Origin of the sequence: Cellulomonas sp. SG140 (assembly GCF_025770785.1) — a bacterium.
Taxonomy (GTDB): domain Bacteria; phylum Actinomycetota; class Actinomycetes; order Actinomycetales; family Cellulomonadaceae; genus Cellulomonas.
Map to the genome: position 1 here is coordinate 393,653 of NZ_JANZLA010000003.1, position 14,251 is coordinate 407,903.

A 14,251-nucleotide genomic window follows, 5' to 3' on the forward strand; every position below is an offset into this window, starting at 1 on the left:
CCCCGTCCACCGGGCCGCTGTCGGCCCGGCCTGGCACGCTGAGCCCATGGTCATCTGGCCCGGACACCCCTATCCCCTCGGCGCGACGTACGACGGCGCCGGCACCAACTTCGCCCTGTTCTCCGAGGTGGCGGAGCGAGTCGAGCTGTGCCTCATCGACGCCGACGGCACGGAGCGGCGGGTGGACCTGCCGGAGGTCGACGCGTTCGTCTGGCACGGCTACCTCCCCGCCGTCGCGCCGGGGCAGCGGTACGGATATCGGGTGCACGGACCGTACGACCCGACGCACGGCCACCGGTGCGACCCGTCGAAGCTGCTGCTCGACCCCTACGCGAAGGCCGTGGACGGGCAGATCGACGGGCACGAGTCGCTGTACTCGTACCGCTTCTCCGACCCGGCGCAGCGCAACGTCCTCGACTCGGCGCCGCACACGATGACGGGCATCGTGGTGAACCCGTTCTTCGACTGGGGCCACGACCGGCCGCCGCAGCACGAGTACCACGAGTCGGTGATCTACGAGGCCCACGTGAAGGGCCTGACCAAGCTGCACCCGGCCGTCCCGGAGGAGCTGCGCGGCACCTACTCGGCGCTGGGGCACCCTGCGGTGATCGAGCACCTGTCGTCGCTGGGGGTCACCGCGGTCGAGCTGATGCCGGTCCACCAGTTCGTCCAGGACCCGTCGCTCACGGAGCGCGGCCTGTCCAACTACTGGGGCTACAACACCATCGGCTTCTTCGCCCCGCACAACGGGTACTCCGCCTTCGCCCGCTCGGGGCAGCAGGTGCAGGAGTTCAAGGCGATGGTCAAGGCGCTGCACGAGGCGAACATCGAGGTGCTGCTCGACGTCGTCTACAACCACACCGCCGAGGGCAACCACCTGGGCCCCACCCTGAGCTTCCGCGGCATCGACAACGCCAACTACTACCGGCTGGTCGACGACGACCAGGAGCACTACTTCGACACGACGGGCACGGGCAACTCGCTGCTCATGCGCTCCCCGCACGTGCTGCAGCTGATCATGGACTCGCTGCGCTACTGGGTGCAGGAGATGCACGTCGACGGGTTCCGCTTCGACCTCGCCGCCACCCTGGCCCGTCAGTTCCACGAGGTGGACCGGCTGTCGGCGTTCTTCGACATCGTGCAGCAGGACCCGGTGGTCTCCCAGGTCAAGCTCATCGCGGAGCCGTGGGACCTCGGCGACGGCGGCTACCAGGTGGGCGGCTTCCCTCCGCTGTGGACGGAGTGGAACGGCAAGTACCGCGACACCGTGCGCGACTTCTGGCGCGGTGAGCCGTCGACCCTGGGCGAGTTCGCCAGCCGGCTGTCCGGCTCCTCCGACCTGTACGAGCACACCGGCCGGCGGCCGCTGGCCAGCATCAACTTCGTCACGGCGCACGACGGGTTCACCCTGACCGACCTCGTCTCGTACAACGACAAGCACAACGAGGCCAACGGCGAGGACAACCGGGACGGCGAGAGCTTCAACCGGTCGTGGAACTGCGGCGCGGAGGGACCGACGGACGATCCGGGGATCCGCACGCTGCGCAACCGGCAGCGGCGCAACTTCCTCGCCACCCTGCTGCTCTCGCAGGGCGTGCCGATGCTCGCGCACGGCGACGAGCTGGGGCGCACGCAGCTGGGCAACAACAACGTCTACTGCCAGGACAACGAGATCGCCTGGGTGGACTGGGACCTCGACCAGGACCGTGAGGAGCTGCTGGAGTTCGCGCGCCGGGTGATCCAGCTGCGGTCCGACCACGCGGTGTTCCGCCGCCGGCGGTTCTTCGCCGGCCGGCCGGACCACGGCGGCGAGTCGGACCTGCGGGACATCGCCTGGTTCACGCCCGCGGGCCAGCACATGGAGGACTCGGCCTGGAACAACGACCAGGCCAGGTCGGTCATGGTGTTCCTCAACGGCGAGGCGATCGTCGAGCCGGACGGGCGAGGCGAGCCCATCATCGACGACAGCTTCCTCATGCTGTTCAACGGCCACTTCGAGAAGACGACGTTCACGCTGCCGAAGCGGGACTACGGCGAGCAGTGGACGGCTGTGCTGGACACCGACTCGCAGGTGCCGGCCGGCAAGGTGCTGCGCCCGCGGGCGCGGCTGACGCTGGCGCAGCGCTCCCTGGTGCTGCTGACCCGTCCGCCTGCCGCACCCGCACCGGTGGCGTCCGGTTCCGGTGCCGCCGAGGCAGCGGCACGGGAGGCCGCCAAGGTCAGACGGACGCCCGCCGTCCCCCGGCAGGCCTCGTGAGCGAGCGCTCGACGCCGGCGCGGCGGCTGGTCTCCCCCGGCCGGCCGGTCCCCGTGTCGACGTACCGCCTGCAGCTCGGACCGGACCTGTCGTTCGACGACGTCGCCGCGCGGGTGCCGTACTACGCCAGCCTGGGTGTGAGCCATCTGTACCTGTCTCCCGTGCTGCGGGCGGCGCCCGGGTCCACCCACGGCTACGACGTGGTGGCGCACGACGAGGTCTCCCCCGTGCTGGGCGGTCTCGACGGTCTGCACCGGCTGGCCGGGACGGCGCACGACGCCGGCCTCGGTCTGGTGCTCGACATCGTGCCGAACCACATGGCGGTGCCCACCCCCGTCTGGCACAACCGGCCCCTGTGGTCGGTGCTGGCCGAGGGGCCGGACAGCCCCTACGCCTCCTGGTTCGACGTCGACTGGTCGGGGGGCGACGGTGCGCTCCTGATCCCCGTGCTGGGCGACCGGATCGGGACGGTGCTGGCGCGCGGTGAGCTGACGCTCGAGCAGGAGGACGTGCTCGGCGGCGGTGCTCGCCCGGTGCTGCGCTACCACGAGCACGTGTTCCCGGTGCGCACGGGCACGGAGTCGCTGCCGCTCGCCGAGCTGCTGGAGCGGCAGCACTACCGGCTGGCCTACTGGCGGGTCGCCGACGAGGAGCTGAACTACCGGCGCTTCTTCGACGTCGACACGCTGGTCGCCGTCCGGGTCGAGGACCCGGTCGTCTTCGACGCCACGCACGCGCTCGTGCTGCAGCTGCTGCGCGAGGGCACGATCGACGGGCTGCGCATCGACCACCCCGACGGCCTGGCGGACCCGGCCGGCTACCTGGAACGGCTGCGCGAGGCGACCGACGGCGCCTGGGTGGTGGTCGAGAAGATCCTGGCCGGCGACGAGCAGGTGCCCGGCGACTGGTGGACGGCGGGCACCACGGGCTACGACGCGCTGTGGCGCGTCCAGCAGACCTTCGTCGACCCGGGCGGTGCCGCGCTGCTGGGGTCGGTGATGCACCGGCTCGCCGGCGACACCTCGGACGCGTTCCCCGGGATCGTCGCGCGAGCGAAGTCCGAGGTGGTCGAGGGCACGCTGTACGCGGAGGTGCACCGGCTCACCGAGCTGGCGGCAGGAATCTGTCACGACGACGTCCGGTTGCGCGACCACACCTGGCGCGCGCTGCACGAGTGCCTCGTCGGGCTGCTCGTCGAGCTGGACCGGTACCGCGCGTACGTCGTCCCCGGGACGGCACCGCACCCTGAGGCGGTGGAGGCGCTGCAGTCCGCTGCGGCACGGGCGCGCCGCCGGTTGAGCGAGGAGCGCGCCGAGACGATGGACGTGGTCGTCGACCTGCTGCTCGGCCGCGAGGCAGGCAGCGCCGGGCGGACCCGCGACCCGCGGCGCGACGAGCTGGTGGTGCGGTTCCAGCAGACGTGCGGGGCGGTCCAGGCGAAGGGCGTCGAGGACACGGCGTACTACCGCTGGACGCAGCTGACGGCGCTCTGCGAGGTCGGCGGTGAGCCGGAGCGCTTCGCCCTGACCCCCACCGACCTGGCCGCGTGGGCGGCCCGGGCCCAGGTGGTGGCGCCGCTGGCGATGACGACGCTGTCCACGCACGACACCAAGCGCGGTGAGGACACCCGGGCGCGCCTCGGCGTGCTGTCCGAGCTGCCGCACGAGTGGTCCGCGCTCGTCGACGGCCTGCACCGCACCAGCGCGCCCTTCCGCAGCGCCCTGGTCGACGGCCGCGCGGAGAACCTCCTGTGGCAGACGCTCGCCGGGACCTGGACCTCCCAGGGTCCGATCGAGGCGGACCGGTTGGTGGACTACCTGGTCAAGGCGGTGCGCGAGGCGAAGTCGCACACGTCCTGGGCGAGCCCCGACGACGCGTACGAGCAGGCCGTCGTCTCGCTCGCGCGCCACGCCCTCGAGGACCCCGCCGTGGTCGAGCTGCTCACCGGGTGGGAGCTGCGCACCCGTCCGGCGGTTCGGGCGGCGACGCTCGGGACCAAGCTGGTGCAGCTGACCCTGCCGGGCGTCGCCGACGTCTACCAGGGCACGGAGGTGCCGGCGGTGACGCTCGTCGACCCGGACAACCGGCGGCCGGTGGACACCGAGGACCTGGCCGCGCGGCTCGACCGGCTCGACAGCGGGGCGGCCCCCCGCACCCTGACGGACGAGAAGCTCCTGGTGACGTCCCGCGCGCTGCGGGTCCGCCGCGACGTCACCGAGGCGTTCACCGGCCCGGAGGCGGGCTTCGTGCCGCTGGCGCACTCGTCCGGCCACAGCCTGACGTACGCCCGCACGGTCGCCGGCGAGGCCCGGGTGGTCGTGGTGGCCACGCGGCTCGGTGCCGCCGTGGAGCGGCTCGACGGCTGGGCGGACCACACGGTGGCCCTGCCGGAGGGGACGTGGCACGACGTGCTGACGGACCGCGAGGTGCCGGGCGGTGTGCAGCCCGTCGGTCCCCTGCTCGACCGGCTGCCGGTGGCTCTGCTCGTCGCGGGGGCCGTGTGATCCCGCGCGTGTGGGCGCCGAACCCGGCCGCTGTCGAGCTGGTCGGTGCCGACGGCGGCCAGCTCGGTGCGTTGCACCGCTCGGCGGACGCGTGGTGGACGGCCGAGGTCGACCTGCCGGACGGGACGGACTACGGCTACCGCCTCGACGGCGGCCCCGCCCGGCCGGATCCGCGCTCGGCGTGGCAGCCGAACGGGGTGCACGGCCTGTCGCGGGTGTTCGACAGCCGGCGCCACCGCTGGCACGACACGGGCTGGTCCGGCGTCGACGCACGCGGAGCCGTCACGTACGAGCTGCACGTCGGGACGTTCACCCCCGAGGGAACCCTGGGGGCGGCGGCGTCCCGGCTGGAGCACCTGGTGGACCTGGGCGTCGACCTAGTCGAGCTCATGCCGCTGGCGGCGTTCGACGGTCAGCACGGCTGGGGGTACGACGGCGTCGCCCCGTACGCGGTGCACGAGGCCTACGGCGGCCCCGCGGCGCTGCAGGCGTTCGTCGACGCCGCCCACGGCGCCGGTGTGGGCGTCTGCCTCGACGTCGTCTACAACCACCTCGGTCCGTCGGGCAACTACCTGTCGCAGTTCGCCCCGTACTTCACGGACCGGCACAGCACCCCGTGGGGCGACGCGATCAACCTCGACGGGCCCGGCTCGCCGCACGTCCGCCGCTGGATCTGCGACAACGCCCTGCGGTGGTTCACCGACTTCCACGTCGACGCCCTCCGGCTCGACGCCGTCCACGCCCTGCAGGACGGTTCGCCCGTGCACGTCCTGGCCCAGCTGTCCACCGAGGTGGCGCGCCTGGCGGACCGCCTCGGCCGGCCCCTCTCGCTGGTCGCGGAGTCCGACCTCGACGACGTGGTCACCCTCCAACCCGTCGCCTCCGGCGGCTGGGGGCTCACCGGGCAGTGGGACGACGACGTGCACCACGCCGTCCACGCCCTGGTGACGGGCGAGCGGCAGGGCTACTACGTCGACTTCGGCACGCCGGCCGAGCTCGAGCAGGTGCTCACCGGGGCGTTCCGGCACACGGGCGGGTGGTCGACCTTCCGGCAGCGGCGCTGGGGCCGTCCGGTGCCGGACGACGTGGACGGCCGTCGCTTCGTCGTCGCGGCGAGCACGCACGACCAGGTGGGCAACCGCGCGCTGGGCGACCGCCCGTCGGCGCACCTGGACGGCGGCGGTCTGGCCGCGGAGGCCGCGCTCATCCTGCTGTCGCCCTTCAGCCCGATGGTCTTCATGGGCGAGGAGTGGGGCGCGAGCACCCCGTTCCGGTACTTCACGGACTATGCCGACGCCGGGCTGGGGGCCGCGGTTCGCGACGGTCGACGGGCGGAGTTCGCCGGCCACGGGCACCTGGACCTGTACGGCGGCCCGGTCGACGTGCCCGACCCCCAGGACCCCCGGACGTTCCTGGTCAGCAAGCTGGACTGGTCAGAACCGGGCCGGCCCGACCACGCCCGGCTGCTCGACTGGTACCGCCAGCTGATCGCCCTGCGCCGGGCCGTCCCGGACCTGCGCAGCGGTGACCGGTCCGCGACCAGCCTCGCGTTCCTCCCGCCGTCGGACCCCCGCGGCCCGTACGACGGGTGGCTGGTGGTCGGCCGAGGAGCCGTCCGGGTGGTGGTCAACCTGGCCGAACGAACGCTCGACGTGCCGGTCGCGGCCCCGCAGGAGCCCGTGTCGGTCCGCGCCGCCTGGGCGCCCGGGACGCAGGTCGGCACCGTCGAGGGCGGGGTGCTCCCCGTGCGCGTCCCGGCTCGGAGCGTCGTCGTCCTCGCCTGACCCCCGCGGGTCGGCCGGCCCGGGCCACCGCACCGACCGGTTCCCACGACCGCGTGCGGTCGGTCAGACGATGGCGGCGCCGTCCGCGGCCAGTGCGCCGAGCCGGGACAAGGCTCGGTAGTACTTCTTGCGGTAGCCGCCGTGCAGCATCTCGGCCGAGAACAACCCCCGCTCGCCGGAGCCGCCGAGCAGCACGGGCACGTCCCTGTCGTACAGCCGGTCCACCAGGACGACCAGCCGCAGTGCGACGTCCTGCCGGAGCACCGGCCGCACACCGGTGAGGCCCACCACGGCCACCCCGTCCAGCAGGGCGCCGTACCGGCTGGGGTGCACGTGGGCGAGGTGCTCCAGCAGGTCGCCGAAGTCGTCGACAGTCGCGTCGTCGCGGCCGGCGAGCGCCGCCCGGACGGCCTCGTCAGGCAGCCCCGTGCGGTCGGTGACGGGGCGCCGGTGCCGGTAGTCGTCGCCGTCGATCCGCAGCACCTCGAACCGCTCGGCGAGCGCCTGGATCTCCCGCAGGAAGTCCTCGGCGGCGAACCGGCCCTCACCGAGGGACTCCGGCAGGGTGTTCGACGTCGCCGCCAGTGCCACCCCACGGTCGGCGAGCTCGCGCAGCAGCCGCGACATCAGGACGGTGTCGCCGGGGTCGTCCAGCTCGAACTCGTCCATGCACACCAGCCGGTGCGCCGCCAGCGCCTCGACCGTCGCACGGAAGCCGAGCGCACCGACCAGGTTCGTGTACTCCACGAAGGTGCCGTACGCCGTGCCCTCGCGCCCCACCGCGTGGGCGAGCGCCGCCAGCAGGTGGGTCTTGCCGACCCCGAAGCCACCGTCGAGGTACAGCGCCGGTGGCCGCCCCCGCCTCCGTCTGCGGAGCCAGCCGTTGCCGCGGTCGATGCCACCGACCGTCTCCGCGGCCTCGCGCAGCCGGTGGAGCGCGGCGGCCTGGGACGGGTGCTCGGGGTCCGGCCGGTAGGTGTCGAACGTCTCGGCGGCGAAGTGCCGGGGCGGGACCAGCTCGGCGAGGAGCCGCTGCGGCGGCGGTGCGGGGTTGCGCCCGACCAGGCTGCCGGCGCCGCGCACGGCGGCGGCGGAGTCGGTCACGGTCGCCCACCCTACGTCCGGCACGGCGGCGCGCCACGTGCGGCGACCGACCGCCTGCACGCCGGACCACCTAGGCTCGTCGCGTGACCGACACGATCGTCGTCCTCATCGAGGACACCCTGTCCCGCGCGGACGTCGACAAGCTGACCGCCCTGCACGCCGACGAGGTGCTGCAGTACCGGGTCCTGGTGCCGGCCGACACGGAGCGGCCGCTGGTGCCCTGGATCGTGGACTCCCTGAGCCTCGGCGAGCTGCGCGAGGCGTGGGACCGTGCGGTCGGCAAGGAGCCGACGGAGCCGCAGGCCAGGGCGACGGCGGCCGAGCAGCTGGCCGGCACGCTGGCCGCGTTCGAGGCCGCCGGTCGGCACGCCGTCGGGACGGTGGTCTCCGACGACCCGATCCCCGCGCTGCGGGCCGCCGTGGCCGAGGGCGACGTGCGGGAGGTCGCGGTGGTCACGGACCCGCACCTGCTGGAGGACACGTTCCACCGGGACTGGGCCTCGCGGGCACGGGAGGAGCTGAAGCTGCCGGTGCTGCACCTGTACCGAGGCACCAGCGAGCTCGGCTGAGCGGACCCGGTCGATGGGTCGTGCCGCCGGCGTGCGGCCAGGCCGCCCTCGGCATGCCCGGGCGCCGGGAGGCCGCCCATAGGATGACCGCGCACCGGACCGCCGCGGCCGGGCGTGCAGGAACGGAGAACCCGCCGGGATGACGGACGCAGCCGGGACCACGTACGGGAACGACGACTTCCTCCCCATCATCCTGGGGACCAGCGTCAACGCCTACAACCAGGCCCGGTCGCTGCACGAGGCGTTCGGCATCCGCTCGTTGGCCCTCGGCCGCGCCGCGCTGCGTGAGACGGCGCACTCGTCGATCATCGACGTGCGGGCGTACCGCGAGTTCGGCTCGCCGGAGTTCGTCGTCGCGACGCTGAAGAAGCTGGCCGCCGAGTTCCCCGGCCGCAAGCGGCTGCTGCTGGCGAACATCGAGTTCTACACGAACATCCTCATCGAGCACCGCGCCGAGCTCGAGGACGACTTCATCGTCCCGCTGGTGCACAAGCCGCTCGCCGACCGGCTGATGGACAAGACGGACTTCTACCGCACGTGCGCCGAGCTGGGCGTCCCGCACCCGGAGACCGTCGTCGTCCGTCCGGACCAGGCCGGCGACGCCACCCTCGGCACGGACCTGCCCTTCCCGTACCCGGTGATCCTCAAGCCGTCGGACACCGACACCTACCCACGCCTGCGGTTCGAGGGCAAGCAGAAGGTGTACCTGGTGCAGGACGCCGCCGAGCTCCGGGTGCTGGTGGACCGGGTCTTCTCCGCCGGCTACGTCGGTGACCTGCTGGTCCAGGAGTACATCGCGGGCGACGAGTCCGTGATGCGGGTGGCCAACACGTACTCCGACCGGCACGGGCTGATGCGCTTCGCGTCCCTGGGCCAGGTGGTGCTGACCGAGTACGACCCGGCGATGGTCGGCAACAACAACGCGATCGTCAGCATGGCGGACGCGGAGCTGACCGAGTCCCTGCGCCGGCTGCTCGACAGCGTCGGCTACGTCGGCTCGGCCAACTTCGACCTGATGCACGACCGCCGGACCGGCACCAGCAAGGTGCTGGAGATCAACCTGCGGCAGGGCGCCACCAGCTACTACACGATGGCTGCCGGTGGGAACCTCACCCGCTGCTTCGTCGACGACCTGGTCTACGAGCAGGACCTGCCCGAGGTGATCACCACGGACGAGCGGCTGTGGATCAACGTCCCGTACCCGGTGGTGCTGGCCTACACCCCGCCGTCCCTGCGCGGACAGGTGCGCGCGGCCGCCCGCCGAGGCGTGACCCACACGCTGCGGTACGCGCCCGACCGGAGCCTGGCCCGTCAGGTCGACGTGCTGCGGATCGACCTGCGCCACACGCTGGACAACGTCCGCTACGCGCGCAACCGCCTCAACCGATAGCCGCGAGCACCACGTCGGCGATGCGCCGCGCGTCCGCGACGTCGACCCCGGTCGGCAGGTTCACCACGCGCGCGATCAGGTCCTCCGTCGTCGCCAGGGAGCCGTCGCCCGGCGTGTAGCCGTAGACGGCGGGGTCCTCCACCCCGGGGAACAGCGCGGGCCGGTACCAGCGGCCGGCGTAGAAGCCTGCCCGGGAGACGGCGGTGAAGACGCGCTCGGCCGCGGCCGCATCGGAGGCGAAGAACGGGAACCGGACCAGGGGGCGGCCTTCTCCGACGCCTGCGGGCACCTGCACGACGCCGGCCAGCGCGCGGACGTACTCGCGCACCGCCGCGGCTCGGCGCGCCTCGACGTCCTCGAGCGACGGAAGGACGGCGCCCATCTGCGCGGTGACCCACGGCGACGGACCGCTCGCCCGTGCCGACAGGCCGCCACGGCGCTCGACCGGTGCGACCGGCGGGTCGAAGGCGCCGGCGGCAGTCAACGCGTCGCGGACCGGACCGGAGACACCCTTCGGCAGGCGGTTCAGCACACGGAGCTCGTTCACGTACAGGCGAGCCGCCAGATCCTGCCGGGCGCCTGCGGGAGGCAAGGCGGTGAGGTCGTCGACCAACCGGTCCCGCAGCGCACCGTCGCGCAGCCGGGGGTTGACCCAGACCGCTCCCCCGAACCGGGTCGGCAGCATCTTCTCGGCACCGAACGAGTGGATCGACACGTCCGCCACCGGCTCGCCGTCGTCGTCGCGGGCGAGGGTCCCGACGCAGTGCGCGCTGTCCTCGACCAGCAGCGCGCCCACGTCGTGCGCGAGCCTGCGCAGCCGGACCGCCCCGGCGTCGTCCACGATGCCGAACGTGTTCTGCAGCACGACGGCGCGGGTCCCACCGCCCAGCACCAGACGCTCGGGGTCGATCGCGATCGACTCCGGCGAGACCTCGCTGTAGACGGGACGCAGCCCGCCGACCAGCACCGGGTCGACCGCGGTGCAGCAGGTGAACACCTGCGTGACCACGTCGCCCACGCCGCGCAGGTCGGCCAGGGTGCGGAAGACGACCTCCATGCCGTAGCGCGCCTTGTGCACCAGGAACCAGTCGTCGGGCTGCGTACCGGTCCGGGTGGCGAGCATCGCCGCCACGGCGTCGGTGGTCGTGCCGGTGGTCGGGGACATCGGGCTCCGAAGGCTCGGGGGGTGGCGGCGCTCTGGGGCTGTCGAGCAGCGCGGCAGTGCCCGGCGGGGCCCGGTCAGCCTATCGGCCGGCCCAGTCGGCCGTGCCGGGGCGGTCCTCGCCCGAGAGGCCGCCACGAGCCCCGTCGATAGGATGCCCGTCGTGCCCACCACCCCTTCGCCGCTCGTCGTCACGCCCGTCCACGACAGGGCGGCGTGGGACGGCCTGGTCCGTCAGCTCGGCGGTCACCCGCTGCAGCTGTGGGGCTGGGGCGAGGTGAAGGCCACGGGTCCGTGGCGGGCGCACCGGTTGCACGTCACCGCGGCCGAGCGCACCGTCGGCGTCGCCCAGGTGCTCGTGCGCCGGCTGCCCTTCCCCTTCCGGGCGCTCTCCTACGTCCCGCGCGGGCCGGCGGTCGCGCCGACCGACCCCACCTCGGCCGTCGGGTACGGGGTCGGCGACGAGGCGATGCGGTCCGCCGTGGCCCAGGCCGTCGCGGCGTGGTGCCGCGCGAACGTCGGAGGGGTCGGCGTCTCCTTCGAGCCCGACTGGCCGGAAGGCACCTCGCTGCCGCTGACCGGCGCCGTCACCGGCGAGCAGCCGATCCTCCTGGCCAGCACCATCGTGCTGGACCTGACCAGGAGCGCGGACGAGCTGATGGCGGCGATGAGCCGCACCACCCGTGCGGACGTGCGCAACGGCGGCCGTGAGGTGGAGATCCGCCGGGTCACCGAGGAGGCGGAGGTCCGCGCGGTGCTCGAGGTGTACCGCGAGACCGCCCAGCACGCCGGCTTCGCGCTGCACAGCCCGGAGTACTACCTGTCCATCCACCGCGAGCTCGGCGACGCCTCGGTGGTGGTCGCGGCGTTCCACGAGGGCCGGCCGTGCTCGTTCGTCTGGGACGTGATGTCCGGCACCACCGCCTTCGAGCTCTACGGCGGCGTGAACGAGGCCGGACGCAAGGCGCGCGCGAACGCGCCGGTCAAGTGGTTCGCGGTGCGCCTGGCGCAGGACGCAGGTCTGCTGCGCTACGACGTGAACGGCCTGCTCAACGACGGCGTGTCGACCTTCAAGCGGTCGTTCGCCAAGCACGAGGACCAGCTCGTCGGCACCGTGGACGTGCCGTTCTCGGCCCTGTACCGGCTGTGGGTGCAGGCGGTCCCGCTGGCGAAGCGCGTGCTCCGGACGCTGCAACGGCACTGACCTCCGGACGGGGACCCTCCCCCCGACGGCCGCGAGGCCGGCCGCGCCGCCCACGGGCGATGCGGCCGGCCTCGTACCGGGGAGCGATCAGGCGGGCTGCTCCGAGCGGTCCTCCGACCAGCCGGTGTGGAAGTAGCCGTCCTTGTCGACCCGCTGGTAGGTGTGCGCACCGAAGAAGTCGCGCTGCGCCTGGATCAGGGCCGCCGGCAGACGCTCGGCGCGCACGCCGTCGTAGTAGGCCAGCGACGACGCGAACGCCGGCGTCGGGACGCCGTGCAGCGCCGCGGCCGCCACGACGCGCCGCCACGCCGCGAGACCGTCACCGATCACGCCGGCGAAGTACGGGTCGGCGATCAGCAGCGGCAGGTCGGCGTCCCGCTCGTACGCCTCGGTGATCCGGCCCAGGAAGCGGGCGCGGATGATGCAGCCGCCACGCCAGATGCGGGCCATCGCGCCGCGGTCGACGTCCCAGCCGTACAGCGCCGAGGCGGCGGCGATCTGGTCGAACCCCTGCGAGTAGGCGACGACCTTCGAGGCGTAGAGCGCGGCGCGCACGTCGTCGACGAACGCCTCGGCGTCCTCGACGGCCCACGGCTCGACGGCAGCCGGCAGCACGCCGCGGGCCGCGTCGCGCTGCGCCACCCCGCCGGACAGAGCCCGCGCGAAGGTCGCCTCGGCGATCCCGGTGATCGGCACCCCGAGGTCGAGGGCGTTCTGCACCGTCCAACGCCCGGTGCCCTTCTGCTCCGCACGGTCGGCCACGACGTCGACGAACGCGGCTCCCGTCTCGGCGTCGACGTGGTGCAGCACGTCCGCGGTGATCTCGATCAGGTACGACTCGAGGTCCCCGCTGTTCCAGGTGGCGAAGACGTCGCCGATCGCCGCCGCCGATGCGCCCAGGCCCTGCCGCAGCAGGTCGTACGCCTCCGCGATCAGCTGCATGTCGGCGTACTCGATGCCGTTGTGCACCATCTTGACGAAGTGGCCGGCACCGCCGGGCCCGACGTGCGTGCAGCACGGCTCGCCGTCCACGTGCGCCGAGATCGCCTCGAGCATCGGGCCGAGGGTCGCGTATGCCTCCGCGGTACCGCCGGGCATGATCGACGGCCCGTTCAGCGCGCCCTCCTCGCCGCCGGACACGCCCGTGCCGACGAAGTGCAGCCCCTTCTCGCGCAGCGCCGCCTCGCGCCGCACGGTGTCCGGGAAGTGCGCGTTGCCGGCGTCCACCACGATGTCGCCAGGCTCGAGCAGCGGCACCAGCTCGTCGATCACGGCGTCGGTCGGCGCACCCGCCTTGACCATCACGATGACGGTCCGCGGCCGGACCAGGCTGCCGACGAACTCCTCCATCGAGGTGGACGGTACGAACGTGCCCTCGTCCCCGTGCTCGGCGACCAGCGAGTCGGTCCGCGCCTGCGACCGGTTGTGCAGGGCGACGGTGTAGCCGTGGCGGGCGAGGTTCCGCGCGAGGTTGCGGCCCATCACGGCCAGACCCGTCACACCGATCTGCGCGGTGGGGGTCGCTGTCGAGGTGCTGCTGACGGACATACGAGCGCTCCTTCAGGTCGCGATGTGCCGCCGGTCAGCCTAGTGCGGGCCCCTGAGCAGGCCCGCGGCGTGCCGGGCGCTGGACGCCGCCCCCGGTGCGTACGCTGCCGACGTGGCTGCCCCGGACGACGTGCCCGCGGTGTTCGTCCGCGCGCTGCGTTCGCTGCGCGGCGTCCCCGTCCGCCCCGAGGTGGTGCTCGACGAGGTGCCCGGTCCGGCCCGGATCGCGCCGTACACCGCGGCACTGACGGCGGAGGTCCGCTCGGCCCGGCGGTCCGTCGCGGCCGACGAGCTCGCCTCGGGCCGGTTCGTCGTGCTGCACGACCCCGAGGGTCAGGAGGCCTGGGAGGGACAGTTCCGGCTGGTGACCCTGGTGCGCGCCGGCCTGGACCACGAGCTCGGTGCCGACCCGCTGCTCGCGGAGGTGGCGTGGTCGTGGTTCCTGGACTCGCTCGCGGAGGCGGGCGTCCCGCCCCATGCCGCGGGTGGCACCGTCACGCGCGTGCTGTCGCAGAGCTTCGGCTCGCTCGGCCCACGGGAGGAGAGCAGCGACCTGGAGATCCGCGCCTCGTGGACGGCGACGGACGAGGACCTGCGTCCCCACCTCCTGGCGTGGACCCGGTTGCTCTGCACGGCTGCCGGCCTCGAGCCGCTGCCCGACGGTGTGGTGTCGCTGAGCCCGCGTCGGTGACGTAGGCAGGCTCGGGCTCAAGCCGTCACGGCCGGGTG

Annotated in this window: 10 protein-coding genes; 7 read left to right on the plus strand and 3 right to left on the minus strand. The window is 73.4% G+C overall.

The annotated features are described in order from the left end of the window. Positions 1-46: 46 nt before the first annotated feature. Genes glgX through treZ form a run of 3 tightly spaced genes read left to right on the plus strand, consistent with a single transcriptional unit; the run spans position 47 to position 6,545 of the window. Entirely contained in the window at positions 47-2,257 is a 2,211-nt protein-coding gene (glgX, locus tag N0B34_RS08295) for a glycogen debranching protein GlgX (RefSeq protein WP_263730879.1), read from the plus strand. Further along, entirely contained in the window at positions 2,254-4,761 is a 2,508-nt protein-coding gene (gene treY / locus N0B34_RS08300) for a malto-oligosyltrehalose synthase (protein WP_263730880.1), read from the plus strand. The genes glgX and treY overlap by 4 nt, the downstream gene beginning before the upstream one ends. After that, positions 4,758-6,545 carry a malto-oligosyltrehalose trehalohydrolase gene (gene treZ / locus N0B34_RS08305; RefSeq protein WP_263730881.1) on the plus strand — a complete coding sequence of 596 codons (1,788 nt, stop codon included), beginning with the start codon at positions 4,758-4,760 and terminating at the stop codon, positions 6,543-6,545. The genes treY and treZ overlap by 4 nt, the downstream gene beginning before the upstream one ends. 63 nt (positions 6,546-6,608) lie before the next feature. On the opposite strand, the gene zapE is transcribed toward treZ, so the two are convergent. After that, positions 6,609-7,649, minus strand: coding sequence for a cell division protein ZapE (zapE, locus tag N0B34_RS08310; RefSeq protein WP_412175715.1), 1,041 nt, complete (start codon positions 7,647-7,649; stop codon positions 6,609-6,611). 83 nt (positions 7,650-7,732) lie between these two features. Here zapE and N0B34_RS08315 point away from each other — a divergent pair, with 83 nt between their 5' ends. Further along, entirely contained in the window at positions 7,733-8,218 is a 486-nt protein-coding gene (locus tag N0B34_RS08315) for a hypothetical protein (RefSeq protein ID WP_263730882.1), read from the plus strand. A 139-nt stretch (positions 8,219-8,357) separates the two neighbouring features. After that, entirely contained in the window at positions 8,358-9,608 is a 1,251-nt protein-coding gene (locus N0B34_RS08320; RefSeq protein WP_263730883.1) for a hypothetical protein, read from the plus strand. Here the strand turns inward: N0B34_RS08320 and N0B34_RS08325 are convergent. Further along, positions 9,598-10,773 (minus strand): DegT/DnrJ/EryC1/StrS family aminotransferase, encoded by a 1,176-nt coding sequence (locus N0B34_RS08325; protein ID WP_263730884.1) that lies wholly within the window; start codon positions 10,771-10,773, stop codon positions 9,598-9,600. The two genes, N0B34_RS08320 and N0B34_RS08325, sit on opposite strands and share 11 nt — an antisense overlap. 160 nt (positions 10,774-10,933) lie before the next feature. Here N0B34_RS08325 and N0B34_RS08330 point away from each other — a divergent pair, with 160 nt between their 5' ends. Next, positions 10,934-11,974, plus strand: a complete 1,041-nt coding sequence (locus N0B34_RS08330; RefSeq protein ID WP_412175716.1) for a lipid II:glycine glycyltransferase FemX — start codon at positions 10,934-10,936, stop codon at positions 11,972-11,974. An 87-nt stretch (positions 11,975-12,061) separates the two neighbouring features. Here N0B34_RS08330 and gndA read toward each other — a convergent pair whose 3' ends face one another. Then, on the minus strand, positions 12,062-13,522 hold the full coding sequence (gene gndA, locus N0B34_RS08335; protein WP_263730886.1) for an NADP-dependent phosphogluconate dehydrogenase: 1,461 nt from the start codon (positions 13,520-13,522) through the stop codon (positions 12,062-12,064). Between the two features lie 112 nt (positions 13,523-13,634). Here gndA and N0B34_RS08340 point away from each other — a divergent pair, with 112 nt between their 5' ends. Continuing rightward, positions 13,635-14,213: a DUF3000 domain-containing protein gene (locus tag N0B34_RS08340; protein ID WP_263730887.1), complete on the plus strand. Its 579-nt coding sequence runs from the start codon at positions 13,635-13,637 to the stop codon at positions 14,211-14,213. Positions 14,214-14,251: the final 38 nt, after the last annotated feature.